Origin of the sequence: Microbispora sp. CA-135349 (assembly GCF_050947365.1) — a bacterium.
Lineage (GTDB): Bacteria > Actinomycetota > Actinomycetes > Streptosporangiales > Streptosporangiaceae > Microbispora.
Map to the genome: position 1 here is coordinate 6,116,627 of NZ_CP192001.1, position 25,005 is coordinate 6,141,631.

22 protein-coding genes are annotated in these 25,005 nt (G+C 72.1%); 8 read left to right on the forward strand and 14 right to left on the reverse strand.

Features of this window, described 5'->3' with window-relative positions; translation table 11 throughout:
* Positions 1–5: 5 nt before the first annotated feature.
* The 5 genes from ACQPZZ_RS28050 to valS all read right to left on the reverse strand — a co-directional run bounded on the left by ACQPZZ_RS28050 (position 6) and on the right by valS (position 5,747).
* Positions 6–398, reverse strand: coding sequence for an OB-fold nucleic acid binding domain-containing protein (locus ACQPZZ_RS28050; protein ID WP_030505482.1), 393 nt, complete (start codon positions 396–398; stop codon positions 6–8).
* A gap of 178 nt (positions 399–576) precedes the next feature.
* Complete coding sequence (locus tag ACQPZZ_RS28055) at positions 577–1,251, reverse strand: DUF3710 domain-containing protein (protein WP_432923941.1); 675 nt, start codon at positions 1,249–1,251, stop codon at positions 577–579.
* Between the two features lie 48 nt (positions 1,252–1,299).
* Complete coding sequence (gene dut, locus ACQPZZ_RS28060) at positions 1,300–1,737, reverse strand: dUTP diphosphatase (protein ID WP_432923943.1); 438 nt, start codon at positions 1,735–1,737, stop codon at positions 1,300–1,302.
* Positions 1,738–1,748: 11 nt separating this feature from the next.
* On the reverse strand, positions 1,749–2,969 hold the full coding sequence (locus tag ACQPZZ_RS28065) for an AI-2E family transporter (RefSeq protein ID WP_432923945.1): 1,221 nt from the start codon (positions 2,967–2,969) through the stop codon (positions 1,749–1,751).
* A 243-nt stretch (positions 2,970–3,212) separates the two neighbouring features.
* Positions 3,213–5,747: a valine--tRNA ligase gene (valS, locus tag ACQPZZ_RS28070; protein ID WP_432923947.1), complete on the reverse strand. Its 2,535-nt coding sequence runs from the start codon at positions 5,745–5,747 to the stop codon at positions 3,213–3,215.
* A gap of 69 nt (positions 5,748–5,816) precedes the next feature.
* Between valS and ACQPZZ_RS28075 the strand changes: the two genes are divergently transcribed.
* The gene (locus ACQPZZ_RS28075; protein ID WP_432923949.1) at positions 5,817–6,134 is read left to right on the forward strand and encodes a DUF4235 domain-containing protein; all 318 of its coding nucleotides are present in this window, start codon (positions 5,817–5,819) and stop codon (positions 6,132–6,134) included.
* Here the strand turns inward: ACQPZZ_RS28075 and ACQPZZ_RS28080 are convergent.
* The 5 genes from ACQPZZ_RS28080 to ACQPZZ_RS28100 form a co-directional block, all read right to left on the reverse strand.
* Entirely contained in the window at positions 6,124–7,521 is a 1,398-nt protein-coding gene (locus ACQPZZ_RS28080; protein WP_432923951.1) for an alpha,alpha-trehalose-phosphate synthase (UDP-forming), read from the reverse strand. The two genes, ACQPZZ_RS28075 and ACQPZZ_RS28080, sit on opposite strands and share 11 nt — an antisense overlap.
* A 331-nt stretch (positions 7,522–7,852) precedes the next feature.
* Positions 7,853–8,605 carry a hypothetical protein gene (locus ACQPZZ_RS28085; protein ID WP_432923953.1) on the reverse strand — a complete coding sequence of 251 codons (753 nt, stop codon included), beginning with the start codon at positions 8,603–8,605 and terminating at the stop codon, positions 7,853–7,855.
* 19 nt (positions 8,606–8,624) lie between these two features.
* Positions 8,625–8,924 carry a DUF4193 domain-containing protein gene (locus ACQPZZ_RS28090; protein ID WP_030505490.1) on the reverse strand — a complete coding sequence of 100 codons (300 nt, stop codon included), beginning with the start codon at positions 8,922–8,924 and terminating at the stop codon, positions 8,625–8,627.
* 259 nt (positions 8,925–9,183) lie between these two features.
* On the reverse strand, positions 9,184–10,677 hold the full coding sequence (locus tag ACQPZZ_RS28095; RefSeq protein ID WP_432923955.1) for a sensor histidine kinase: 1,494 nt from the start codon (positions 10,675–10,677) through the stop codon (positions 9,184–9,186).
* 51 nt (positions 10,678–10,728) lie between these two features.
* A complete protein-coding gene (locus ACQPZZ_RS28100) occupies positions 10,729–11,382 on the reverse strand; it encodes a response regulator transcription factor (protein WP_363638514.1) in 654 nt (217 codons plus the stop codon).
* Positions 11,383–11,623: 241 nt separating this feature from the next.
* Here ACQPZZ_RS28100 and ACQPZZ_RS28105 point away from each other — a divergent pair, with 241 nt between their 5' ends.
* On the forward strand, positions 11,624–11,788 hold the full coding sequence (locus ACQPZZ_RS28105; RefSeq protein ID WP_179155445.1) for a hypothetical protein: 165 nt from the start codon (positions 11,624–11,626) through the stop codon (positions 11,786–11,788).
* Positions 11,789–12,079: 291 nt separating this feature from the next.
* Here the strand turns inward: ACQPZZ_RS28105 and ACQPZZ_RS28110 are convergent, their stop codons facing one another.
* Positions 12,080–12,256 carry a hypothetical protein gene (locus tag ACQPZZ_RS28110; RefSeq protein ID WP_432923957.1) on the reverse strand — a complete coding sequence of 59 codons (177 nt, stop codon included), beginning with the start codon at positions 12,254–12,256 and terminating at the stop codon, positions 12,080–12,082.
* A 190-nt stretch (positions 12,257–12,446) separates the two neighbouring features.
* On the opposite strand from ACQPZZ_RS28110, the gene ACQPZZ_RS28115 reads away from it, so the two are divergent.
* Positions 12,447–12,731, forward strand: a complete 285-nt coding sequence (locus ACQPZZ_RS28115) for a DUF2795 domain-containing protein (protein ID WP_432923959.1) — start codon at positions 12,447–12,449, stop codon at positions 12,729–12,731.
* Positions 12,732–12,923: 192 nt separating this feature from the next.
* Here the strand turns inward: ACQPZZ_RS28115 and ACQPZZ_RS28120 are convergent, their stop codons facing one another.
* Together ACQPZZ_RS28120 and ACQPZZ_RS28125 are read right to left on the reverse strand one after the other, a co-directional pair.
* The gene (locus ACQPZZ_RS28120) at positions 12,924–13,745 is read right to left on the reverse strand and encodes an inositol monophosphatase family protein (protein WP_432923961.1); all 822 of its coding nucleotides are present in this window, start codon (positions 13,743–13,745) and stop codon (positions 12,924–12,926) included.
* A 106-nt stretch (positions 13,746–13,851) separates the two neighbouring features.
* Positions 13,852–15,798 (reverse strand): prolyl oligopeptidase family serine peptidase, encoded by a 1,947-nt coding sequence (locus ACQPZZ_RS28125; protein WP_432934575.1) that lies wholly within the window; start codon positions 15,796–15,798, stop codon positions 13,852–13,854.
* 117 nt (positions 15,799–15,915) lie between these two features.
* On the opposite strand from ACQPZZ_RS28125, the gene ACQPZZ_RS28130 reads away from it, so the two are divergent.
* Positions 15,916–16,914, forward strand: coding sequence for a ferrochelatase (locus ACQPZZ_RS28130; protein ID WP_432923963.1), 999 nt, complete (start codon positions 15,916–15,918; stop codon positions 16,912–16,914).
* A gap of 187 nt (positions 16,915–17,101) precedes the next feature.
* On the opposite strand, the gene ACQPZZ_RS28135 is transcribed toward ACQPZZ_RS28130, so the two are convergent.
* The gene (locus ACQPZZ_RS28135) at positions 17,102–18,298 is read right to left on the reverse strand and encodes a lytic transglycosylase domain-containing protein (RefSeq protein ID WP_432923965.1); all 1,197 of its coding nucleotides are present in this window, start codon (positions 18,296–18,298) and stop codon (positions 17,102–17,104) included.
* 204 nt (positions 18,299–18,502) lie between these two features.
* Between ACQPZZ_RS28135 and ACQPZZ_RS28140 the strand changes: the two genes are divergently transcribed.
* The 4 genes from ACQPZZ_RS28140 to ACQPZZ_RS28155 all read left to right on the forward strand — a co-directional run bounded on the left by ACQPZZ_RS28140 (position 18,503) and on the right by ACQPZZ_RS28155 (position 24,937).
* Positions 18,503–19,693, forward strand: a complete 1,191-nt coding sequence (locus tag ACQPZZ_RS28140) for an MFS transporter (protein ID WP_432923967.1) — start codon at positions 18,503–18,505, stop codon at positions 19,691–19,693.
* 83 nt (positions 19,694–19,776) lie between these two features.
* Positions 19,777–21,069, forward strand: coding sequence for a D-arabinono-1,4-lactone oxidase (locus tag ACQPZZ_RS28145; protein ID WP_432923969.1), 1,293 nt, complete (start codon positions 19,777–19,779; stop codon positions 21,067–21,069).
* 499 nt (positions 21,070–21,568) lie between these two features.
* Entirely contained in the window at positions 21,569–23,743 is a 2,175-nt protein-coding gene (gene sepH, locus ACQPZZ_RS28150; RefSeq protein ID WP_432923971.1) for a septation protein SepH, read from the forward strand.
* A gap of 372 nt (positions 23,744–24,115) precedes the next feature.
* Complete coding sequence (locus tag ACQPZZ_RS28155) at positions 24,116–24,937, forward strand: SAM-dependent methyltransferase (RefSeq protein WP_432923973.1); 822 nt, start codon at positions 24,116–24,118, stop codon at positions 24,935–24,937.
* Positions 24,938–25,005 lie beyond the last annotated feature (68 nt).

Below are 25,005 nucleotides of genomic sequence, written 5' to 3' on the forward strand. Positions count from 1 at the left end.
AGAGATCAAGGGCCACCGGCCGGGCGTAGCTCGTAGCGGGGATTGAACATGACCTTGCGGCCGTCCTGGACGCTGACCAGACCTTCGGCCCGCACCACCCGGCCCGGCTCGATGCCGGCGATCTTCCGGCGACCGAGCCAGACCAAATCGATCACGTCCGACCCGTCGTACAACTCGGCCTCGAGGGCGGGCGCGCCGCCGCGCGGACGGAGGGTCACGGTGCGCAGCGTGCCCGCCACACATGTCCGCTGACGCTCACCGCATCGCGCGATGGGAGTGGCACCCTGCTGCTCCAGGTCCTCCTGGAGCTCGGCGGCCTCCAACTCGGCCTGGCTGGTGGTCAGCCGTCGGAAGAAGCCCCGCAGTCCGCCGCGTCTGGCAGGCTCCGGCGTGCCCATTGGTCACTCACCCAGCTTCCTCACTCGCCGTCCCCTTCGGGGGGATACGTCGTCCTCGCTCCAGCCTAGGCCCGTCGTTTCCCACCGCAGCATACGTGAGCCGTCCATGGGTCAGAAGGACGGTCAGGGCAGGGCTTTTCCCCCTATCAGGTCAACCGGTACCGCCCGGGGACGGGGATCAGCGGATCTCCTGGATTTCGGGACCGCGCTCGAAGGGCCGGAACTCCTCCCGCCGGGCCCCCTGCTCCTCCACGGCCTGCCGCGCCTCGGCGGGCAGGCGGAGCGGGATCGCCTCTCTGGGTGGCATCGGCTCGTCACCGCGCACGACCACGATGTCGCGCACGACGTCCTCCAGGATCCGCGCCGCATCCGGGTCGGCCGCCGCCGGACCGCTGATGACGCCCTGCAGGAACCAGCGGGGGCCGTCCACGCCGAGGAAGCGCACCGGCTGCGGCTCCGTCTGCCCCTGCGCGGGCGCCCGTCCGGCGAGCTCAGGGCCGAAGGGCCCTTCCCGCTCCTCGACGGAGCCGCCGGCGGCGGCCACGTCACGGGCGAGTTCGGCCCGCACCTCGTCCCAGGTCCCGCCGCGCTTGGGCGCGGCGAGCGCCTGCACCTGCAGCAGGCTCCCCTCCAGCAGGACGAGCGCCCCGGTGATCTGGTCGCCGTCCACTCTGAGCTGGATCTCGAACCCGGGACCGACGGGCAGGCGCAGGCCCCCCAGGTCCACCCGCTCGGCCTCGGGATAGTCGTCGTCGGAATCCCAGGGGCCCGTCGCCCGCGTCGGGGCGGGAGCCTCCTCCCGCACGACGGCTGGTGCGGTCTCCTCCTCCGCGCGTCGCCGGCGTCGCAACACTTGTCTCACTCTCCTCGCATCGTGGCCCGTTTCACGGGCCCCGCGGTGTCAGCTCCCCGTCGAGCCGAACCCGTTCGTGCCCCGTAGGGAGCCGGGCAACCGGTCGACCTCGTAGAACGCGGCCCTTTCCACTCGCTGGACCACGAGCTGGGCGATGCGGTCGCCGCGCCGGAGCCGTACCGCGTCCTTGGCGTCGGTGTTGATCATCGTCACCCGGATCTCGCCCCGGTAGCCGGCGTCGATCGTGCCCGGCGCGTTGACCAGCGTGACTCCGTGCCGGGCCGCCAGGCCCGAACGCGGATGGACGAAGGCGGCGTACCCGTCCGGCAGCGCGATGGCGACACCAGTCCGCACGACCGCCCGCTCCCCGGGCAGCAACTCGACGTCCTCCGCCGCGTACAGGTCGGCTCCGGCGTCACCCGGATGCGCGTACGACGGGAGCGGAAGGCCGGGGTCGAGCCGGTGGATCAGGATCTCGACGCTCATGAGGCATGACCCTACCCGTTGTGCTGGGGGGACACCGCCTCTCCCGCCTCGGAGGACGGGCGTGCCGCGTCCGGCTCCTGCCCGCGCTGCCCGTGCTCCCCCGGAGAGGCGGGCTGGGGCGCGTGAGAGGACGCGGGCTCCGCGCCGGGCTCCGGCTGCGGGGGCACGTTCCCGGCTCCATCCTCCTTGACATCGGGCGGGCCGCTTTCGGCCGGCGGCTCGATGGCGGGCTGGCCGCGGCGCAGTGCGGGCAGCGCGCGGTAGATGACCGCCGTGAGCGGCACCGCCACCACGGCGCCCGCGATGCCGCCGAGCACGCCGCCGACCGCGAGGACGAGAATGATCGCCAGAGGGTGGAACTCCAGGGCACGGCCCACGATGAGCGGCTGGAGCACGTGGTTTTCCAGCTGCTGCTCGACCACGAGGATGCCCACGAAGATCAGCGCGTACACCCAGCCCTGGGAGCCGAAGGTGACCAGTGTCGCGACGCCGCCCGCGAACAGGATGCCGACGATCGGGATGAAGCTGGCCAGGAAGACCAGCACCGCGAGGGGCGCCCACAGCGGCACCCGCATCCCGGCGAGCACCACTCCGATCACGAGCCCGTGGATGGCCGCGACGGCGACCGTGCCGTGCACGTAGTGGGAGATCGTCGCCCATGCGGCCCGGCCCGCCAGGTCCACGCGCGGCGCGGCGCCGCCGAACGCCCGCAGGAACCAGGCCCAGATCCGCTCGCCGTCCTTCAGCAGGAAGAAGGTCACGAAGAGGATCAGCACGATGGAGGTGAGCACCTCGACGACCGCGGTGGCGCCGCTCAGCACCGTGCTGGTGATCTGGCTGCGATATTGAGTGATCTGGCTGCTGAGCTGGTCCACGAAGTCGGCGATCTGCGCCTCCTTCAGGTGGAGGGGGCCGTGCAGCAGCCAGTTCTGGACGTTGCGCACGGTGACCTGGATCTGCACGACCAGCTTGGGGAACTCCTCGTTCGCCCGCACGCCGATCAGGAACCCGATGCCGATGATCAGCGCGAGGCCGAGCAGCATCGTGATCCACGTCGCGTAGATCGGCCTCAGTCCGGCAGTGCGCAGCCTCCGGGTCAGCGGGTACAGCAGGGCCGCGAGCAGCAGCGCGACCACCACCGGCATGACGACGAAGCTGATCCTGCCGATGATCTGCCACAGGAAGTAGACCATCGCGCCGAGCAGCAGCAGCCGCCAGCTCCACGCGGCCATCGTGGCCAGCGTCGGCGGGACCCTCTGCGTGGTACTGCGGTTAGACGGGATCACGGATCCAGCCTGGCATGTCGGCGGACGGGACGCGCAGTCGTTTTACCCGCGTATGGTGGTCGTTTCGCCGCGACCTCGCCGCAGGCCCCGGCTTGCGGGCCGCCGCCGCACCGAAACGCCCGGGAACGTCCTGGAACGTCCCAAACATCGCCGGCCGCCGCCGTCCACACGGCGGCGGCCGGCGTGGCCTCACACGGTCAGGGTGGCGACCGCGTCGAGCGGGGCGTCACCGGGTTCGAGGACGAACTCCTCGACGTTGCCGGCCGCGCACAGGTCGTCCTGGGCCAGCCGGACCAGGTCCGCCTGGTCTCCCGACACGATCAGCCGGGAGACCTCGGCCCGCATCGACAGCCGTGCCTCGGACTTGGCCCGCCGCACCCGGCGGAGCACCTCCGCCGCGGCGTCGAGCACCGCAGGATCGCCGAGCCGCGCCTCGGGCAGGTCTCCAGCGGACGGCCAGGCGGCGCGGTGCACCGAGCCCTCCCGCCACCACGACCAGACCTCCTCGGTCACGAACGGCAGGAAGGGCGCGAACAGCCGCAACAGCACATCCAGCGCCCGTCGCAGGGCGGCGACGGCGGAGGGGTCCCCGGCGTACGCCCGGGCCTTGACCAACTCCAGGTAGTCGTCGCAGAACGACCAGAAGAACCGTTCCGTCCGCTCCAGCGCCCGGGTGTAGTCGTACGACTCGAACGCCTCGGTCGCCTCGGCCACGACCGCACGCAACGCGGCCAGCATGGACAGGTCGACCGGCTCGGTGACCTCGCCGCCGCTCCCGGACCCGAAGCCGAGCACGAACTTCGACGCGTTGAGGATCTTGATGGCCAGCCGGCGGCCGATCTTGATCTGTCCGGTGTCGAACGCCGTGTCGGTGCCGGGACGCCCGTTCGCCGCCCAGTAGCGGACCGCGTCGGAGCCGTACTCCTCCAGCAGGCCCATGGGCGTGACCACGTTGCCCTTGGACTTGGACATCTTCTTGCGGTCGGGATCGAGGATCCACCCCGAGATCGCCGCGTGCCGCCAGGGCAGCGTCCCGTGCTCCAGGTGCGACCGCACGACGGTGGAGAACAGCCAGGTACGGATGATCTCGTGGGCCTGGGGCCGCAGGTCCATCGGGAAGACGCGGCGGAACAGATCGCCGTCGCGCTCCCACCCGGCGGCGATCTGCGGGGTCAGCGAGGACGTCGCCCAGGTGTCCATGACGTCGGGGTCGGCGGAGAAGCCGAGCGGCTTGCCGCGCTGGTCCTCGGTGTAGCCGGGCGGCACGTCGCTGGACGGGTCGACCGGCAACGCCGACTCGGGCGGGACGATCGGCGCGTCGTAGACCGGCTCGCCCTCGGCGTCGAGCGGGTACCAGACCGGGATCGGCACGCCGAAGAACCGCTGGCGGGAGATCAGCCAGTCGCCCGCGAGGCCCTCCACCCAGTTGTCGTACCTGACCCGCATGTGCGGCGGGTGCCACTCCAGCTCCCGGCCGCGCTCCAGCAGCTCGGCGCGCAGCCGCGCGTCCCTGCCGCCGTTGCGGATGTACCACTGCCGGGTGGTGACGATCTCGAGCGGCCGGTCGCCCTTCTCGTAGAACTTGACCGGCCGCTGGATCTTGCGCGGCTCGCCGTCCAGGTGGCCGGACTCGCGCAGCATCTCCACGATGCGCTCGCGCGCGCTGTGCACCGTCTTGCCGGCCAGCGCGGCGTACGGCTCGGCCGGCACGCCCTGCGGCGGCTCGGGGAGCAGACGGCCGTCCCAGCCGATCACCGGCCGGGTGGGCAGGTCCAGCTCGCGCCACCAGGTGACGTCGGTGACGTCACCGAACGTGCAGATCATCGCGATGCCCGAGCCCTTGTCGGGCTCGGCGAGGTGATGGGCGACGACCGGCACCTCGACCCCGAAGACCGGGGTGCGGACGGTGGTGCCGAACAACGGCCGGTAGCGCTCGTCGTCGGGATGGGCGACCAGCGCCACGCAGGCCGGGATCAGCTCGGGCCGGGTCGTCTCGATCCACACCATGCCCTCGGCGCCGTCGCCGTCAGGACGCTCGAACCCGATGCGGTGGAAGGCGCCGGGCCACTCCCGGTCCTCCAGCTCGGCCTGGGCCACGGCGGTGCGGAACGTCACGTCCCACAGGGTCGGGGCCTCGGCGACGTACGCCTCGCCGCGGGCGAGGTTGCGCAGGAACGCGCGCTGCGAGGCGGCCCGGGCTCCCGCGTCGATGGTCGCGTAGGTCATCGACCAGTCCACCGACAGGCCGAGGCGGCGCCACAGCTCCTCGAACGCCTTCTCGTCCTCGGCGGTCAGCCGCTCGCACAACTCGATGAAGTTGCGACGCGAGATCGGCACCTGCCGCTTGGCGTCCGGCTTCTCCGGCGGGGTGAAGCCCGGGTCGTACGGCATGGACGGATCGCAGCGCACGCCGAAGTGGTTCTGCACGCGACGCTCGGTGGGCAGGCCGTTATCGTCCCACCCCATCGGGTAGAAGACCTCGCGCCCCCGCATCCGCTGGTAGCGGGCGATCGTGTCCGTGTGCGTGTAGGAGAAGACGTGCCCCACATGGAGGGACCCGGACACGGTGGGCGGCGGTGTGTCGATGGAGTAGACCTCGTCCCTGCCCCGGGACCGGTCGAACCGGTAAACGCCCCCGGCCTCCCAGCGCTCTACCCATACCGCCTCCAAGCCGTCGAGTGTTGGTTTCTCGGGCATCGCTGCGGGGAGTCGCTGTTCGGTCATGCCACCACATGGTATGGCGTGGACCGTCGCCCCGCGGGGAGACACTAAGGTCGTTATCGAGGAGGAATCATGGCGGACACGGTTCGGGAGGCCAAGCGCGAACTCGGCGCGACGGACAAACCCGACATGCAGTGGCGGATCGTCGGCGGCCTGCTCGGCTTGGCCGTGGGCTTCTGCTCGCGCAAGGTGCTGTCGTTCGCGTGGGAGAGGGCGACCGGCAAGAAGCCGCCGGCGAGCGCCGACTCCCCCGACATCGGGCTCGGCGAGGCGATCGCGTACGCCGTGGTGATGGGCCTGGGCATGGAGATCACGCGCATCGTCGTCACGCGGTCGGCGGCGAAGAAGTGGCGTTCCTGGAAGGACGCCGCCCGAGACCTCACTCCGTAGGAGCGACCGGCTCCCCGGATTCCAGAGCCGTGAGGAAGTCGCTGGCCCACCTGTCCACGTTGTAGGTGGCGACCCTGCGCCTGAGCGAGCGCATCCTGCGCGCCAGCTCGTGCGGGGTCGCCCGCATCGCCGCCAGCATCGTCCGCTTCATGCCGTCGATGTCGTACGGGTTGACCATGTAGGCCTGGCGCATCTCGTCGGCCGCACCGGCGAACTCGCTCAGCACGAGCGCCCCGCGCAGGTCGTGGCGGCAGGCGACGTACTCCTTGGCGACGAGGTTCATGCCGTCGCGCAGCGGCGTGACGACCATGACGTCGGCCGCCAGGTAGAGGGCCGCCAGCTCCTCCTTGGCGTACGACTGGTGCAGGTAGGAGATCGGCATCCGGCCGAGCACGCCGTGCTCGCCGTTGATGCGGCCCACTCTCAGCTCGATGTCGTTGCGCAGCCGGATGTACTCGGCGACGCGCTCCCGCGTGGGGGTCGCGACCTGGACGAAGACCGCCTCGTCCGGCTTGATCGCGCCGTCTTCGAGCAGCTCGCCGAACGCCTTGAGCCGCTGGCCGATCCCCTTGGTGTAGTCGAGCCGGTCGACGCCCAGCAGCACGTGCTCCGGATCGCCCAGCTCCGCGCGGATCTCCTTGGCCCGCTGCTGGATGCGGGGCTCGCGGACGAGCTGGTCCAGCTCGCCGTAGTCGACCGAGATCGGGAACGACTCCGCGCGCACCGTCCGGTCTTCGAGCTGGATCTCGTTGCGGAGGTACTGCACCCCGAGCAGGCGGCGGCACAGGCGCAGGAAGTTGGCCGCGCCGCCCGGCCGCTGGAAGCCCACGAGATCGGCCCCGAGCAGGCCCTCGAGGATCTCGGTGCGCCAGGGCAGCTGGTAGAACAGCTCGCCCGGCGGGAACGGGATGTGCAGGAAGAAGCCGATCTTCAGGTCGGGCCGCAGCTTACGCAGCATCGCGGGCACGAGCTGGAGCTGGTAGTCCTGCACCCATACGACCGCGCCGGGCGCCGCCGCGTCCGCGGCCGCGCGGGCGAACCGGTCGTTGACCGCCCGGTAGGCGTCCCAGAGCACGCGCGAGTAGACGGGCGTGGCGACCACGTCGTGGTAGAGCGGCCACAGGGTGGCGTTGGAGAAGCCCTCGTAGTACAGCTCGACCTCGAGCTGGGACAGCGGGATGGGGATGAGGTGCATGCCGTCGTGGTCGAAGGGCTTCAGCTCCTCGCCCGCCGCCCCCGTCCAGCCGAGCCAGGCCCCGTCACGACGTTGCATGACGGGCGCGATGGCGGTGACGAGCCCGCCCGGGCTGCGCCGCCACTCGTTCTCGCCCACGCGATCGACCGGTAGCCGGTTCGCGACGATCAGAAATGAGCTGGTGCCACGCATGCATCTCCTCCAGGTGGTCGCCTGTGACCACCATACGGAAAGTCACCAGTGACCCCCATACCCGTAAGGACGTGCACAATTCCCACCGGTTGTTGTGAGAATGATCTCATGCAGCTCATGCGGGGTCGGCAAGAGGTTTAGACCAATCAGTGACACTTCCCTACCGGGATGATCGGGGCGGACCGAGAGTGCCGATTGGGACGGGCACCTGGGCTGATACGTGTTCCCGGGGGACGGGGGGCCACACGCGCGAGGGGGACAGAACGGTGCGGCGGAGGTCGGTCCGGAGAGGATCGGTCCGGCGGCGGCGCGTCGGCCGGGTGGCAGGGCGTCAGCCGGGCGGCAGGGCGCGCTGGCGGCGCAGGTCCGCCCGCACGGAGCTCGCGAGCTTCTTGGTGGCGGCCCGGTTCAGCGCGCCGCCGGCCACGGCGCCGGTGAGGAAGGGGCCGAGCGTGGTGAGGTGACGGCCGAGCGTGCGCATCAGGCGGTTGCGCAGCGCGGTCTTGGCGGCGGTCCCGAGTGCGATCGTGGCCGAGCCGGGGGCGAGGGGGTTGACGCCCCGCTGCTTCGACCAGGCGAGCGCGAACGCGGCCGCCCTCTGGGTGCCGTTGCCGGGGACCTCCACGCCGTATACCTCGTGCAGTTCGGCGAGAAGCTTCACTTCGATCGCCGCGACGACCAGCGTCTCGGCCACGATCTGAGCGGGCGCGGACAGCAGGAGCGGCGGGGCGGCGAACTCGGCCGCGGCGAGCGCCCCGCCGACCGCGCCGACCGCCGTCGTCGCCTTCGCGGCGGTGCGGACGAGATCGTCGGCGAGCTGCTCGCCGGTGAGCCCGTAGTGGTGTTCCCGCAGCGTCTCGTAGTCCCGTACCGGTAACCGCGGGGCGATGTTCATGAAGACGTCGGCCATCCATCGGCCCCGCCCGGTTCCCCGTTCTCGTGCCTTCCTGGCGGACTGCACCAAGGCCCCGCTGAGGCGGCCGAGCAGCCGACGCCGCTCGGCCCCGTCCGTCTCCTCAGAGGCGACGAGTTTGCCGACCAGGTCGGCGACCTCGTTGTTTGATCCATCCGCTGATGAAGTCACGGACCCTCCCAAGGGTCTCCTAGGCGGCACACTCTCGGCAGACCTGCTGGCCGTTCTTCTCGGAGGCCAGCTGGCTGCGGTGGTGCACCAGGAAGCACCGCGAACAGGTGAATTCATCGGCCTGCCGAGGAATCACCCGCAGCGAGAGCTCCTCGTTCGACAGGTCCGCCCCCGGCAGCTCCAGCGACTCGGCCAGATCGGTCTCGTCGATGTCGATGCTGCCCGACGACTTGTCGCTCCTACGCGCCTGGAGTTCCTGGAGGCTGTCCTCGTTGAGGTCGTCGTCGGTCTTACGCGGGCTGTCGTAGTCGGTAGCCATCTGCTACTCCATCCCCCTCATCTATCTGCCTGCGCCTGTGTCGCGCGTGGATAACGCTCGGAAGGCCGGTGTTGTGCCCGCGGGGGCCAGTAAATTGTGCAATCGGTACCCGCTTGAACGAACACTGAACCTTCCGACACGCGAGGGGCATCCCTCCGAGGGCTGCGGTTAGCCAAATATGGCGAAAACCACAGTATCGGCGGTATCCCCACCGCGTTTCGACGGCACATCCAACCACATGTGCGGCGCACACGCTCCATCAGCGCGCCGACTGCGGCGTCCCCGGAGACGCCCCGGTTCCGGAGAGACGCACCGTCACCACGAGCCCGCCCCCGTCGCGGGGGACGGCGGCGACCGTTCCGCCGTGCGCGCGGACGATCGCGCGCACGATGGACAGGCCGAGACCCGCGCCCTTGGCGGACTGGACCCGGTCGGCGTTCAGTCGCCGGAACGGCTCGAACAGGCTCTCCACCTCGTACGCGGGAACGTGCGGTCCCGTGTTCGCGACCTGAACAACCGCACCCCCGTCGACAATTCCCGTACGGATCCACACCTTCCCGGACTCGCCGATATTGTGCTTGATCCCGTTCTCGACGAGGTTGGAGACACAGCGTTCTATGAGAACGGGGTCGCCCGTCGTGGCCGCCGGATGAAGATCGTGCTCCACCGTGACCCCCTCCTCCGCGGCGAAGGGGGCCAGTTGCTCCACCGCCGTCCTTGCGACCTCCTGAACGTCCACCGGCTTGCGCACCGACAGCTCGCGCTCGCTACGGGCGAGCAGCAACAGGCCCTCGATCAGCCGCTCGTTGCGCGCGGTGGTGCCGAGGAGCGTGCGCCCGAGCACCTTGAGGTCGTCCGACGCCTCGGGGTCGGACAGGGCGACCTCCAGCACCGTGCGGTTGATCGCCAGCGGCGTCCGCAGTTCGTGCGAGGCGTTGTCCACGAACCTCCGCTGCGCGTCGAAGGCGGTGTTGAGCCGGGTGAGCATCGCGTCGAAGGTGTCGGCCAGCTCCTTCAGCTCGTCGTCGGGGCCCTGCAGGTCGATGCGCTCGTGGGCGAGCGAGGTCTCCGACAGCTTCCGGGCGGTCGCCGTCATCTTCATGACGGGCCGCAGCGCGCGGTCCGCCACGACGTACCCGAGCATCAGGGCGAGGATCCCCACGCCCGCCAGCGCCAGCAGCGACCGCTTCAGCAACTCGGCCCGCGCCACCCCGGTGACCTCCGCCTGCGCGGCGGCGAACGAGTGGTTGGCCTCGTCGATCCACTCCTGCGGCACGCTCCCGCGCGGGAAGATGATCTGCGGCACGCTCTGCCAGCCGACGTCGATCGCCTGGCCGATCAGCACGTACATGACCATCACGAGCAGCGCGCCGGCGACGAAGACCAGCGCGGCGTACGTGAGGGTCAGGCGCCAGCGGATGCTGACGCGGTTCTGCAGCGACTTCATCTCGCCGAACAGGTTGGCCCGTTGCACCGGGTGGGCGACCAGGGGTGGCGGGCCGTCCCAGGCGGGCGGGCCGCTGGGCGGCGGCGGAACCTGACTGCGATAGGGACCCGTCCCCATCGGGTGCGCCATCCTGCGGGCGGCACCCGCCGCGGACCGGTCGCCGGCCGGGGCCGCCGCCGCGTCCGTGGGCGTCGTGTCCTCCCGGGACGTCGTGGCGTCCGGGGGCGTCGTGGCCGCACCCGATCCGCCGGGCGGCGGAAGGATCCGGGGCGTCCCCCTCTCGGAGGTGTCACGCGGTTCTGTCACAGGGCCCCCTCCCCCGGGACGCGGCGGCGAAGACGGCGGCCGCGCGGGTCGTCACAGCCGGTACCCGACACCGGGCACGGTTTCGATGACCGGCGGATCGCCCAGCTTCTTGCGCAGCGTCATCATGGTCACCCTGACGACGTTGGTGAACGGGTCGATGTTCTCGTCCCACGCCTTGTCGAGCAGGTCCTCCTGGCTAACGACGGCGCCCTCGGCCCGCATCAGCTCCTCCAGCACCGCGAACTCCTTCTTGGTGAGGTGGATCTCGGCCCCGTCCCTCGTCACCTGGCGCCTGCCCGGGTCGAGCCGGATGCCGGCGCGCTCCAGCACCGGCGGCAGCGCCGGCGCGGACCTGCGGCCGAGCGCACGCACCCGGGCCACGAGCTCCATGAACACGAACGGCTTGGCGAGGTAGTCGTCGGCGCCGAGCTCCAGCCCCTCGACCTTCGCGTCCACGTCGCCCGCGGCCGTCAGCATGATGATCCGCGAGGCCGACCGCTGGGCGACCAGCCGGCGGGCGACCTCGTCACCGTGCACCCTGGGCAGGTCGCGGTCGAGCACGATGACGTCATAGTCGATGTAGCCGGTCTTCTCCAGAGCGGCGGCGCCGTCGTAGGCGACGTCCACGGCCATCGCCTCCCGGCGGAGGCCGGTGGCGATCGCGTCCGCGAGCACCCGCTCGTCCTCCACCACAAGCACGCGCATCAAGTCCTCCTAGCTGGTAAGACGCCCTCATTGTGGTCATATTCGACGTAAGCCGCCGGTAAGGGGTTCCGGCACTCTACGTGACGTAGAGCACAAAAATTCACAGGTTTACGGTCGCTCCGGACATGGGTAAGGCCTCGGACACCCTCCATTGTCGTGTGCCGGGGAAGGGTGCGTCTCTCCGCAGGGATCCGCGCCGGAGCCCCCGTGACACGTTTCGCCCCCTGAGAAAGAAGGTGAGATGGGCGAGTTCACGACCACGATCGAAACCAGGCTCGACCAGGCCTACAAGGGTCTTGAAGAGGCCACTACGAGCGGGGACGACTTCCTCGCCGACACCCTCACCGCCGAGATCGAGGACCTGCACCGCCTCGCCGAGGATCACGGCATCTCCATCCAGCGCTGACCGCTACCGACACTGACGAGGGGGCCCGCCGATCGGCGGGCCCCCTCGCCTGTCTGTGCATCGGGCGAAGCCGTCGCGAACTCCACGGAAATTCACGGCGACTACGACGTGCAGGTGATCGACCGCCCTGTGCCGAGGACGTGCGGGTGATCGACCGCCCTGTGCCGAGCTCGCCTCGTCCACGCCGAGCTTGAGCGGCCGGGCGATCGCCTCGGCGTTCGTCTCCAAGCCCGGGCCGTCGTGGTCTGCTCCTCGCTCTGCGGTCCGCCCCGACGATCCGTCCCACCGGCGTCACGCGAAGTCGTCGCGGTCCACGTCGGCCTCGGACATGGCCTCCTTGAGCTTGGCGGCCATCTCAGTGTCCTCCGGCTCCGGCCGGATGTCCTCCGGCCGGGCGGGCGCGGCCTGCTGGGACAGGGCCTCGTCGTTCTGGTCGGTCTTGGGCGCGCTCTCCTCCGGCATCGCCATGTTGGCGCTCCTTCCGTGTCGCTTCGGGCTCCTCGCGCCGCGTACCCCGGCGTTGAAAGGGCATGCGAGCCGGACCGGGCCGAATTCGCGCAGGTGAGTGCGGCCGCGGGGAGGCAGCGGGTTTGCCGCCAAGGGGGCGGGAAGAGCCGTCGTCTCCGCAGCGTCACGCAAGCACGAGAGGTGGATCGCCATGGAACAGGGCGGCATCGAACGCGACCGGCCCGGCCAGGAGCACGAGCCGGGCTCGCCGGAGGGCCTGAGCAGGCAGGAGGTGGACAGCCGCAGCGATCTCGCGCGGTGGATCAGCGGGACGCACGTCTTCCCGGCGAGCCGGCACGACCTGCTGGCCCGCGCCGAGTCCGAGTCGGCGCCGGACGGAGTGCTGTCCGCCCTGCGCGCGCTGCCGGACCGGACCTTCGCCAACGTCGAGGACGTCGCGCGCGAACTCGGCGCCGGCGGCGAGCAGCGCGGCTGAGCACCATGCACGGCGCGCTTGAGAGCGCGCCGGACCGTGGCGCCGGCCTGTCGACCCGGCCGGCGCCGCGCGGACGCTCTCGGGGTGCGGGATTCTCGGTCACGTCCGGGGGCCGCGCACGCCCAAAGGCCTCAGGCGCGCCCGGAGCGCCCGGGTCTCAGGCGCGCTCGGGTCCTCAGGTGCCCGGAGGCCTCAGTCGCGCTCGGGGTCGAGGGGGACGAGCAGGTCGTGCAGTTCCTCGAAGAGTCCCGGGGCCGCGCACACGGTCATGTCGGGACCGACCGGCTTGCCGTTAAGGCCGCCGATCCGGGCCCCGGCCTCCACGGCGATCAGGCCCGCCGCCGCGTGGTCCCAGTAGTTGGTGCCGCGCTCGTAGTAGGCGTCGACGCGGCCCGTCGCGACCGAGCAGAGATCGACCGCGCAGGAGCCGCCGCGCCGGATGTCCCTGACCTGGGGCACCACCTGGGCCAGCACCTCGGCCTGCACCCGGCGGCGTCCGGCCGCGTAGCCGAACCCGGTGGCGACGAGGGCCTTGGCCAGCGGGACGCCGGTGTTGCAGCGCAGCCGCTCGCCCCTCAGCCAGGCGCCCCCGCCTTTCGACGCCGTGAACAGCTCGCCGCGCGGCACGTTGTGCACCGCTCCCGCGACGATCTCTCCGTCCACTTCGACGCCGATGCTGACCGCCCAGTCCGGCAGGCCGTACAGGAAGTTGACCGTGCCGTCGATGGGGTCGACGACCCACCGGACGCCGCCCTCGCCGGGGGTGTCGCCGCCCTCCTCGCCGAGGATCGCGTCGCGCGGCCTGGCCTCGGCGATCCTGCCGCGGATCAACTCCTCCGCCGCCCGGTCGAGCGCGGTGACGACGTCGGTGGGGCTCGACTTGGTGGCGAGCACCTCGGGCCGCGCCGGCCGCTTGGCGAGGAGCATCTGCCCGGCCTCCTCCGCTATGCCGGTCGCCAGCTCCAGCAGCTCCTCCACCCGCGCGCGGTCATGCCGGTACTCTCGCTCGTCCATCCTGGCCTGCCCCCTCCTCGTACGTGCTCACACCGAAGCGGCCGACGCGGGGCGTCGGCCGCATGAGGGACATCCTCCCAAATCAGGATGTACCGCCATTCAACGGTCAGCTCAGGGACGGCGGCCGGGTCCACTCCTCATCCAGGACGTGCTGGGACAGGAAGGCCAGAACGGTCTCGTACCAGGCGATCGCGTTGCCGGGCTTGAGCACCCAGTGGTTCTCGTCGGGGAAGTAGAGGAACTTCGACTCGACCCCCGAACGCTGGAGGTCCCACCACAGCCGCAGGCCCTCGCCGATCGGCACGCGGTAGTCCTTGTCGCCGTGGATCACCAGGATCGGCGTCCTGATCTCCCCGAGCGACCGGTGGGGCGACAGCCGGGCATACCGGGCGGACCCGAGGACGCCGAACTCCCGCTGCCAGTAGTTCGCCCCGTCGGTGGTGCCCACGAACTGCTCCAGGTTCCACAGCGAGGCGTGGGTCACGATGGCGCGGAACCGGTCGGTGTGCCCGGCGACCCAGTTGGCCATGTAGCCGCCGAACGAGCCGCCCATCGCCGCCGTGCGCTGCTCGTCGATCTCCGGCCGCTTGAGGCACTCGTCGGTGATCGCCATGAGGTCGGCATGGGTCACCGGCCCCCAGTCGCCCCAGCCGCGCTGGAGCATGTCCTGGCCGTACCCGGTGGACAGGCAGGGGTCGGGCAGCAGCACGGCATAACCGTGCCCGGCCATGATCCAGGGGTTCCAGCGCCAGCTCCAGTCGTTCCAGCTCCCCAACGGGCCGCCGTGGATCCACAGCAGGAACGGCACCGGGTCCTCGGCGGTCGCCTCCGCGGGCACGACCAGCCAGCCGCGGATCTCGGTCCCGTCCTCGGCCGTCGCGGTCACCTCGGTCAGCGTGCCGGGCAGGTCGAGCGGCGGCGTGGGCGAGGGCAGCGTCGTCACCGAGCCGTCGGCGGCGATCCGCACCGGCCGCGGCGGCGAGTCGACCGCGCCGCGCAGGGCGTAGACCGAGCCGTCGGGGGCCGGGCACAGCTCGGCGTAGGCGCCGTCGTCCGAGGTCACCCGGGTGACCTCACCGTCGAGGGGGACGCGGAAGACCGGCCTGCGGCCCCGCTGGTCGGCGGCGAAGAAGATCTCTCGCGAGGAGGGCGCCCACGCGACCGACGCGGGGAAGATCTCCCCGGCGACGGCCCGTCCCTCGCCGGTGGCCAGGTCGATCACCCACAGGTCGAGCGCGATCGGCATCTCCTCGGTGCCGTGCCGCTCCCGCAGGCAGGCGACGTGCCGCCCGTCGGGCGACACCGTGACCGGCCCGGCGAAGTCGTGCCCGCCGGACGTCGCGAGCGTGCGCCGCGACCCGTCCGCCACGTCGATCGTGACCAGGTCCCAGCGGATGTCGCCGTTCGGGAGCGGCACCCGCCAGGTCGAGACCACGGTCCGCCCGTCCGGGGTGAGGTCGAACGACAGGTGCTCGTCCAGCGCGCCGCCGGGCTCCGGAGTGAGGTCCCGCACGTCCTCCAGTCCCTCGCGCACGGCGCGGCCCGCGAAGAACCGGTTCTGCGCCGGGCCGAGGTCGTGGTCCCAGTAGCGCACCGGGTAGCCCTCGTGCAGGATCGCGCTCACCCCGGCCTCCTCACGGGCCTTGCGGCGCTCCTCCTCGGTGCCGGCGTCACCGGGCAGCACCTGCGAGGTGTGGACGACCGCGTCGCCCGCCGCCCGCACCGCGCCGATCCCGCCGGGGCGGGTGGCGAGGCGCACCGGCTCGCCGCGCTCGGGCAGCAGCCACAGGGCGGCGCTGTCGCCGCCGCTCTCCTTCGCCGTCTCGTCGGGCCGCCGTGAGACGAAGAACAGGGTCCCGTCGGGGGCGAACTCGGCCCCCGCCTCCCCCTTCGCCGACCGGGTCAGCCGGCGGGGCTCGCCTCCGGGGTCCTGGGGGATCTCCCACAGCGCGGTGCCGTACGACTTGCCGTCGGGGTTGAGCGACTGGACCACGGACACGAGCCGGGTCCCGTCGGGCGACAGCCGCAGGGCGTTCACGCGCGGCAGGGCCATGTATTCGCGGATGTCCGGAAATTGGCTCACCGCTCGAACCTACTCGCAGACACGCTGCCCGCCCAAGCCATACAGGCGCGGGCGGAACCGTCGTACCGTCCGCGTAAGGTGTGGCGCATGGGGAGCACCAACGGATACGACGCCCTGCTGGTCGTCTCCTTCGGAGGGCCGGAGAAACCCGAGGACGTCATGCCGTTCCTGGAGAACGTCGTGCGCGGCCGGGGCGTGCCGCGCGAGCGGCTGCTGGAGGTCGAGGCGCACTACCAGGGGTTCGGCGGGGTCAGCCCGATCAACCAGCAGTGCCGCGACCTGATCGCCGCGCTCGACGTGGATCTGCCGGTCTACTGGGGCAACCGCAACTGGCACCCGTTCCTCGAGGACACGGTGCTGCGGATGAAGGAGGACGGCGTCCGCAAGGCGGCGGCCTTCGTCACGGCGGCCTACAGCTCCTACTCCAGCTGCCGGCAGTACCTGGACGACATCGCCCGTGCCCGCGCCGCCGTCCCCGGCGCCCCGGAGATCGTCAAGCTCCGCCACTACTACGACCACCCCGGCTTCATCGCGGCGATGGCCGACCACACCCGCGAGGCCCTCGACCGGCTGCCCGCCGACGCCCGCGAGCAGGCCCGCCTCGTGTTCACCGCGCACAGCATCCCCGTCTCCATGGCCCGCACGGCCGGGCCCACGGGGGGTGCGTACGAGGCTCAGCTCAGGCGAACCGCCGAGCTGGTGACCGATCAGGCCGGTCAGGCACGGCCGGGCGAGGGGCGGGCCTGGGATCTGGTCTGGCAGAGCCGCAGCGGCCCGCCGCAGGTGCCCTGGCTGGAGCCCGACGTGTGCGACCACCTGGAGGCGCTACACGCCGAGGGCGTGCGGTCGGCCGTCCTGGTGCCCATCGGGTTCGTCTCCGATCACATGGAGGTCGTCTACGACCTCGACGTCGAGGCGGCGGCCACGGCCGACAAGCTCGGCATGGCCGTCACCAGGGCCTCGACCGCGGGCACCCATCCCCGGTTCGTGTCGATGGTGTCCGAGCTGCTCGCCGAGCCCGAGCCCGCCTCCTGCCCCGCCGCCTGCTGCCCGGCGCCCGTACGGCCCGCCCGCCCGCAGGCCTGACCCCGGGAACGCGCGACGGGTCGAGGAGCGGCACCGGACGCCGCCGGCGATTCGACCGCTCGTACGCGGACGCCTTCGCCTTCAACGTGGCGTTCAAGCGCGCCCGCGGCGTCAGCCCTTCGGCCTGGCGCGGGCAGTGGCGGTAAGAATCGGGGGCGCTGAGCGGGCGCGCCGCCGGCGCCCGGGGTCATGAGGCGTACGCGCGGGCGTAGGCGTCGGCGAGGGACAGGACCTTGTTCACGTAGTCCCAGGAGTGGTTGTAGAACCAGACGGACTTCCTGAGCTTGTCGCCGCCCGCGCCGGCGCCGTTGGCGCACAGGTACTTGGCGGCCGAGGGCACCGCGTCATAGGGGCTCCAGATGTCCGCCTCGCCGTCGCCGTCGCCGTCCACGCCGTACACCTTCCAGGTGGCGGGCATGAACTGCATCGGCCCGAGCGCCCCCGCGGACGAGGGGCCGTTGTTGCGGCCGTGGCTGCTCTCGACCTGGCCGATGGCGGCGAGGACGGTCCACGAGAGGCCGGGGCAGACGGTGGCCGCCCGCTGGTAGAGGTCCAGGTAGCTGCCGGGCCGTCCCACCAGCGCCTGTCCCGGGGTGGCCGTCGCCCGCGGCCGGACCGCTGCCTGCCCGACCCTGGCGACCTGCGCGCCCTTGCCGAGCAGGCGCTTGACCGCCGTGTCGCTCACCTCGCCCGGATCGCCGTGGACCAGCACCACGACGCCGCCGGGGAAGCCGAGCCTGTGCCCCAGGTCCTGGCTGACCAGGCCGTCCACGCCGGGCAGCCCGAGCGAGACCGAGGCCGCGACGCGCAGCTTGGGGCCGCGGTCGATCTGGTACTCCGCCCCGAGCACCATGCCGAGCCGCTTGATCGTGGCCGCGTCGGCGACCAGCTCGCCCCGCGCGAGCGCGCTCCACACCTCGGGGTGGTCGGCCACCCGCTTGGGCGTCCACGACCGGAACGTGGCCGGGTCGACCGCGAGCAGCCGCAGGGCCGTGCCCGACACGTGGACCGCGCCGCCGTCGGCGAGCGCCACCTTCTGCACGTGCCGCAGCTTGGCGATCTTCAGCAGGGTGCGCTCCGGCACCCGCTTCGGGGAGATCGCCAGCAGGTGCGGCGGCGTGACCTGCACGCCGGGCCCGCCGACGACGGGTGCGCTCGACGGCAGCGTACGGTCGGGCACGAGGCCGCCCGGCGTCGCCCGCGCGGCCGGAGAGGGGTCCGCCCGCGTCCCGTCGGTCTCCGCCGGTGTCGCGTCCCGTCCGGGCCGGCCGCCACCGGCCGCCAGCGCGCCCCTTTCCGGGTAGGTGACCAGGAAAGCGGTGCCCGCGGCGATGACGGTCAGGATCACGACCGCGAGGCCGGTCACGATCGGGCGGAGCCGCACGGAGACGGTACGAGTGGGCGATCTCACCTCAGACCTCGCACCCCCGACGCGGAAAAAATCACTTGCCTCATGATATGCGGGTAGGCGATAACCGAACCGGAGACAAACGCCGTCCGCGTGTCCCGGGGTCGCCCCGGGGCCGCCGCCGCTGTCGAACGGCCGGCCCGGACGCACACGCACCACCGTGCGGAAGGGAAACACACCATGGTCGGGCCGTATCGCGGGCTTTTCGGCACGCCCGGAGTCAAGGGCTTCGTCATCTCGGGGTTCATCGGGCGGGCGCCCATGTCGATGCTCGGCATCGGCGTCATCCTGCTGATCTCCGCCGTCACCGGGTCGTACGCGACCGCCGGGGCGGTATCGGCGGCCGTGTCGCTCGCGTTCGCCGTCGCCGCGCCCCTGTCGGGGCGGCTGGTGGACCGGTTCGGCCAGGCGAGGGTCCTCGTCCCGTTCGTCCTCCTGCACGCCGTCTCGATCACCGCCCTGATGCTGTGCGCGCACGCCGGGGCCCCGCGGTGGACGCTGTACGCCACGGGCGTGGCGTCCGGGGCGACCGGCCTGTCGCTGGGCTCGATGGTCCGGGCCCGCTGGTCGCACGTGCTCAAGGACCCCTCCCGGCTGCACACCGCGTTCTCGTTCGAGTCGGTGGCCGACGAGGTGATCTTCGTCGGCGGGCCGGCCTTCGTGACCGCGCTCACCACGGGCGTGAACGTCTACGCCGGGCTGATCGCCACCATCGTCCTCGCCGTGTCGGGCACCCTCGCCTTCGCCTGCTTCCGCGGCACGGAACCGCCGGTCGTACGCCACCGGGCCGCGGGCCGGTCCCCGATCGCGATCCCCGGCGTCGCGATGCTGTCGGCCGTCTTCCTCGCCATGGGGGCGGTGTTCGGCTCGATCGACATCATCACGGTCGCCTTCGCCGACGAGCGCGGCAGCAAGGCGGCCTCCGGCTTCCTGCTCGCCTCGATCGCGGCCGGCAGCATGGTCTCCGGCCTGTGGTTCGGCTCCCGCCAGTGGAAGATCAGCCTGCGCAGCCGGTTCGTCCGCGGCCTGTCGCTGTTCGCGGCCGGGCTCACGCCCGTGCTGCTGATGAACGACATCCGGGCGATGGTCCCGGCGCTCTTCCTCGCCGGTCTGTCGATCTCCCCCACGCTGATCACCGGGTTCTCCCTCGTCGAGCGCATGGTCCCGGCCGAGCAGCTCACCGAGGGCATGGCGTGGATCTCCACGGCCCTCGGCCTCGGGGTGGCGGCAGGCGCGTGGGCGGGCGGGCGGCTGACCGATCTGTTCGGCGCGTCCAACGCGTACGGTTTCTCCTACGCCTGCGCGCTGCTCGCGGTGGTGGCGGGCCTCGGCGGCTCCGCGCTGGTCCGCAGGCGTCAGTACACCGGCTGAGGCGGCCGGCCCCGTAGGCAGCCGGCCAATTCATGAGTAGTGTTCATGTTCACTCCGTGGCAGGTGCCGGGGCGAGGAGGAGCATGGACGCCTTCGTCAACTGGGCGCGCAACCAGTCGGTCACCCCCGCGGAGGTCCGCGCCCCCGCGTCGGCGGCCGAGGTCGCCGACGCCGTACGGGACGCCGCGAAGACGGGACGGCGGGTCCGCATGACCGGCACCGGGCACTCGTTCACGGGGGTCGCGCTCACCGACGGAATCCTGCTGCGGCCCGGCGCGCTGACCGGCGTGCTCGACGCGGGCGAGGGCTGGGTCAAGGTCGCCGCGGGCACCCCGCTCCACGCGCTCAACGAGGAGCTCCACCGGCGCGGCCTGGCGCTGGCCAACATGGGCGACATCACGGCGCAGACCGCCGCGGGAGCGATCCAGACCGGGACCCACGGCACCGGCAGGCACGCCGGCGGCCTCGCCGACCAGGTCGTCGAGCTGGAGATGGTCCTCGCCGACGGCGGCGTGACGACCGTGCGCGAGGGCGACCTGTTCGACGCGGCCCGGGTGGGCCTCGGCGCGCTGGGCGTCCTGACCGCGGTCACCTTCCGGGTCGAGCCCGCGTTCCTGCTGCGGGCCCGCCGCGAGCCGATGGCGTTCAGCGAGATCCTCGAGACGCTCGACGACCTGACCGAGTCCGACGACCATCTCGACTTCTTCTGGCTCCCGCACACCGACACATGCCTGGTCAAGCGCAACAACCGGGACCCGGGACCGGCCCGCCCGCCCGCGGCGTTCAAGCGGTGGCTCGACAACGTCTTCCTGGAGAACACGCTGTTCGGCGCGGCGTGTGCCCTCGGGGCGCGCTTCCCGTCCGCGGTGCCCGCGATCAACGGGATCTCCGCACGCGCGCTCGGCGCGTCGGAGTGCGTCGACACCTCCTACCGGGTGTTCACCTCGGTGCGCGAGGTCCGCTTCCTTGAGATGGAGTACGCCGTTCCGCGCCACCACCTCGCCCAGGCGCTGCGGGAGACGCGGGACCTCGTGGAGCGGTCGGGCTGGCCCGTCACCTTCCCGGTCGAGGTGCGCGTCACGCCGCCCTCGGACGCCTGGCTGTCCACGGCGTACGGCAGGCCCTCGGCGTACGTCGCCTGCCACGTCTACCGCCAGGCGCCCAACCCGGCGTACTTCGGGGGTGTGGAAGAGATCATGGTCAGGCTGGGGGGCCGGCCCCATTGGGGCAAACTGCACACCCGCGACGCGGACTACCTGCGTACCGTCTATCCGAGGTTCGGCGACTTTCTCGCCCTGCGCCGCGAGATGGACCCGGACGGGTTGTTCACCAACGATTACCTCGACCGGGTGCTCGGCGCGTCGCGGGAGAGCTGACCCCATCGCCGCGTAAAGTCCCTCTCCACGGTCCGGCGTCTTCCGCGTGTCGCGTTGCCCGCGCCTCCCCCGGGGAAGGCACATTGCGGAGCACGGGCACACCAGAGCCCGGCGCGCCATTCGAACCCGAGGGAGAAGCAGGGATGAGACCCTCCCGCAGGTCCGGCCGCACGGCGTACGGCACGGTCACGGCGCCGTGCGCCGCATCCGCGCCGCGTGGACGGGCGGTGGGCGCGCACCACCTGAGGAGACACGACCCTCACTCTCGCCTTCGGGGCCGGATCGGCGGCGTGGCCGCCGCCCCCGGGCTGCCGCTCCCGTACGACCGACAGGTTGCGGAAAGGTGAACGCGAAAAATGTGACCGGCGTCACAACACCTGCCTCGCCCCCTGGCGAGGCGATGTTCGGACATGCCGGGTACGGTGCTGGAAGGCAACCGGTTCACGCGAGAGACTCGAGGGTCCGGGGGAAGACAGAGCACGACGACGAAGGGACTCGCATGCAGGAGCTCCGTCTCGTCGCGGTGAGTGAGGACGGAACGTACCTCGTCCTGGCGACGGCCGGGCGGGGCACGCGCTTCACGCTGCCCGTCGACGACCGGCTCCGCGCTGCGGTCCGCGGCAACTTCTCCCGTCTCGGCCAGTACGAGATCGAAGTGGAGAGCCCGTTGCGTCCCAAGGAGATCCAGGCGCGCATCCGTGCCGGCGAGACGGCGGAGGAGATCGCCGCCACCGCCGGCATTCCGGTGGAGAGAGTCCGCTGGTTCGAGGGACCGGTTCTCCAGGAGCGCGAATACATGGCCCAGCAGGCCCAGCGGGTCTCGGTCCGGATGCCGGGCGAGACGACCCCCGGGCCCACCCTCGGCGAGCTGGTCGCCGAGCGGCTGACCCGGCGCGGCGTGCCCGCCGACGAGATCGACTGGGACTCCGCCAAGCGCGACGACAACCTCTGGCGGGTGCGGCTCGGCTTCGTCTGGAACGGTCACACCCGTCACGCCGAGTGGCTCTTCGACCCGCGCCGCCGCCACATCACCCCGAACGACGACGAGGCCATGCGCCTGTCGGCCGCCGAGTACGTCGAGCCGGATACGGAGAGCGCCACCGTGCGGCCCTTCGTGCCCCGCCTCGCGTCCAAGCTCGCCCCGGTTCCGCCGCTGCCCGAGGAGACCTCTCCGGGCCGCGGCGAGCAGGGTTTCGGCGTGCCCGCCGTACGCTCCGAGCCCGCGCGGCCGGAACCGCTGCGGGCCGAGCCCGCCGCGCTGGCCGAGCACGTGCCGCCGCCGCGGCTGAGCCCGCCGCTCCGCGCGGAGTCCGGGAGGCCCGAGCCCGGCCGTCCCGAGCCGTACGCGGACGAGCCGTCGGCGTACCGGCCGGAACTGACCCCGGTGCCCTTCCGGCTGCCGCAGTCGCTCATCGCCACCCCCGATCCCGCGCCTGCGCCGACCGGCCCCGAGACCGGAGTGGACAACCCGGCGCAGAGCGCCGGGGACTCCGCCGCGCCGCCGGCCGAGGTCGCCCGGATCGTTCCGGATGTGCGGGACGTTCGGGACGTATCGGATGTATCGGACCGGGAGACCGCCGGAGGCGGTGCGGGCCGCGACGCGCCGGGACAGCAGGACACCGCGGGGCGGCAGGGTGAGTCGCAGACTTTCGCGGAGGCCACGCCCGCGCCCGTGGCGGGTGCCGACGCGCCGAGCCCGTCCGCCGGCGCGACGGGTCCGGCCGGAGCCTCCGTCGAGCCGGGCACGCCCCGGCCCACCACCGTGAACACCGACGAGGCGGCCGCCGCGGACGCGGCACCGGGCGCCACCCCCGCCACGCCACCCGGCGACGCGGCGGACACGCAGGAGGCCGCGCGCCCCGCCACGCCGGATCCGGTGACCGCCGAGGACTCCACGGCGACCGCCGATGCCGCGGCGGCCCCGCCCACCGCGGCGACAGGCCCCGCGACAGCCGACGTCCGAGCGACCGGTCCGGGGGCGACGGACGTCGCGACCGCCGGCACGGACGTCCCCGGCGCGCCCGGAGAGGCCGAGCACCCGCCCGCCGACGCCGGCAAGGCCACAGGCGAGGCCACGGACACGCCCGTGGACAAGGGCACGGACGAGGGCACGGACAAGGGCACGGACGAGGCCGGAGACAGTGCCACGGACAGGGCCGCGGACGCGACGCCACCGGCGGTCGCCGTCCCGGAGTCCGCTCCGCCTCCGGCGCCCGCTCCGCCCTCGGAGTCCGCGGCAGAGCCCACGGCGGAGGAATCGGCGGCCCCGCCTGCGGCCGTCACCGCACCGGCGAGCGAGCCCGCGCAGAGCGAGCCCGCGGAGCCGCCTGCGGTCTCCTCCGCTCCGATCACACCCGCGGCTCCGGCGGCCCCGGCCGCGCAGGCTCCCGCGCAACCCGCCGCCGAGGCCCCGGCCGCTCAGCGGGCCCCGGCGGCTCAGGCTCCCGCCGCCGCCCCGGCGTCGCGGGCGGGAGATGCCGGGAAGCGCGCGGGCGACGGACCCAAGGACGGCGCGAAGGAGGCGCAGAAGGAGGGTCCGAAGGACACCAAGCCCGAGACCCCCGCCCCGCCGGTGCCGAAGCCGGCTCCGCCGCGTCCCCGCAAGTCGCGCGGACGCCGGGCCTCGGTGCCGACCTGGGACGAGATCATGTTCGGCGCCCGCAAGCAGGACTGACCCCGCGGGACGTCGCGCCCGCGAATTCTGCGGGCGACGCCGGCCGCGGCATCGGCCGTCTGACCAGCCGGCGCGGAAAGGCCGGCGGTGAGTACGCGAACTCGCCGCCGGTCTTCGCTCTGTCCGGACGCCGGCGGCTGAAACGGCGGCCGCCGAAGGCGCCTCACCCGTCGCGACCGGACCAACGGCGTACGCGCGGGCGGGGCGAGGAAGGCGGCGAGCGTCGCGACGGTGACGCTCACGGGCGCCCGGGGCGCCGTACGCCATAAGGCCACAGTTGTCAGGTTGCTCCCTCCTATGGCGGATGAGGCGCGCCCGCACCTTCTATGATCGTCAATGCTGGTGGATCACTGATCGCGCGAAAGGCGACGAATGACGGAGACGGGGCGCGTTCCGGCAGGTGTGAATCCAAAAATTCCGAGCGTGGCGCGCATCTACGACTACTTCCTCGGCGGCAAGGACAACTTCGCCTCCGACCGTGAGTCGGCCGAGCAGGTCATCCGCCTCGGCCGCGAGCAGGGGTACGACATCCCCGCGCTGGCCCGCGCCAACCGCGCCTTCCTGGTGCGGGTGGTCAGGGAGCTGGCCGAAGCGGGCGTTCGCCAGTTCCTCGACATCGGGACCGGCCTGCCCACCCAGCAGAACGTGCACCAGGTCGCCGCGACGTTCGGTCCCGGTTCCCACACCGTCTACGTGGACAACGATCCGACGGTTCTCGTGCACGCACGCGCCCTCCTCGCCGACACGCCCAACACCATCGTGGTGGAGGGGGATCTGCACCGGCCCGGCGAGATCCTCGCCGACGAGCGGATCCGCGCGCACCTGGACTTCGGCCGGCCGGTGGCGATCCTCGCGCTGGCGGTCCTGCACTTCTTCACCGACGACGCGGAGGTGAGCCGAATCGTCTCGAGTCTGCGGGACGGGCTGCCCTCCGGTGGCTACCTCGCCATCTCCCACACCTATGTCCGGCGCTCCGACCAGGACAAGATGGAGCAGGCGCAGTCGGTCTACGGCAAGACCCCCGCCGGGGGCTTCGCGCACCGGGGACCCGAGGAAATCGCCGCCCTGCTGGACGGCATGGAGGTGCTGGAGCCCGGCGTCGTGCCCGTCGAGCTCTGGCGTCCCCGCCACGACCAGTACCCGGGCGACCCCGGCAACAGCGGCTACATCGGAGTCCTGGCTCGCAGGCCCTGAGGCCCCGGCGCCCTCTTCTCCTTCTCGGCACGCCGTCAGCGGTATGTCAGCGGCCGGCGGCCGCCCTC

Bases quoted from the DNA above. Each gene is read 5' to 3' on its own strand.
- ACQPZZ_RS28105 (WP_179155445.1), top strand. From the start codon at position 11,624: ATGGGCGAGTTCACGACCACGATCGAAACCAGGCTCGACCAGGCCTAC.
- sepH (WP_432923971.1), top strand. From the start codon at position 21,569: ATGCAGGAGCTCCGTCTCGTCGCGGTGAGTGAGGACGGAACGTACCTC.
- ACQPZZ_RS28110 (WP_432923957.1), bottom strand. From the start codon at position 12,256: ATGGCGATGCCGGAGGAGAGCGCGCCCAAGACCGACCAGAACGACGAG.
- ACQPZZ_RS28090 (WP_030505490.1), bottom strand. From the start codon at position 8,924: ATGGCTACCGACTACGACAGCCCGCGTAAGACCGACGACGACCTCAAC.
- ACQPZZ_RS28115 (WP_432923959.1), top strand. From the start codon at position 12,447: ATGGAACAGGGCGGCATCGAACGCGACCGGCCCGGCCAGGAGCACGAG.
- ACQPZZ_RS28075 (WP_432923949.1), top strand. From the start codon at position 5,817: ATGGCGGACACGGTTCGGGAGGCCAAGCGCGAACTCGGCGCGACGGAC.
- ACQPZZ_RS28100 (WP_363638514.1), bottom strand. From the start codon at position 11,382: ATGCGCGTGCTTGTGGTGGAGGACGAGCGGGTGCTCGCGGACGCGATC.
- ACQPZZ_RS28120 (WP_432923961.1), bottom strand. From the start codon at position 13,745: ATGGACGAGCGAGAGTACCGGCATGACCGCGCGCGGGTGGAGGAGCTG.
- ACQPZZ_RS28080 (WP_432923951.1), bottom strand. From the start codon at position 7,521: ATGCGTGGCACCAGCTCATTTCTGATCGTCGCGAACCGGCTACCGGTC.
- ACQPZZ_RS28130 (WP_432923963.1), top strand. From the start codon at position 15,916: ATGGGGAGCACCAACGGATACGACGCCCTGCTGGTCGTCTCCTTCGGA.
- ACQPZZ_RS28050 (WP_030505482.1), bottom strand. From the start codon at position 398: ATGGGCACGCCGGAGCCTGCCAGACGCGGCGGACTGCGGGGCTTCTTC.
- ACQPZZ_RS28125 (WP_432934575.1), bottom strand. From the start codon at position 15,798: ATGGCCCTGCCGCGCGTGAACGCCCTGCGGCTGTCGCCCGACGGGACC.
- dut (WP_432923943.1), bottom strand. From the start codon at position 1,737: ATGAGCGTCGAGATCCTGATCCACCGGCTCGACCCCGGCCTTCCGCTC.
- ACQPZZ_RS28145 (WP_432923969.1), top strand. From the start codon at position 19,777: ATGGACGCCTTCGTCAACTGGGCGCGCAACCAGTCGGTCACCCCCGCG.
- ACQPZZ_RS28065 (WP_432923945.1), bottom strand. From the start codon at position 2,969: ATGGCCGCGTGGAGCTGGCGGCTGCTGCTGCTCGGCGCGATGGTCTAC.
- ACQPZZ_RS28140 (WP_432923967.1), top strand. From the start codon at position 18,503: ATGGTCGGGCCGTATCGCGGGCTTTTCGGCACGCCCGGAGTCAAGGGC.
- valS (WP_432923947.1), bottom strand. From the start codon at position 5,747: ATGACCGAACAGCGACTCCCCGCAGCGATGCCCGAGAAACCAACACTC.
- ACQPZZ_RS28155 (WP_432923973.1), top strand. From the start codon at position 24,116: ATGACGGAGACGGGGCGCGTTCCGGCAGGTGTGAATCCAAAAATTCCG.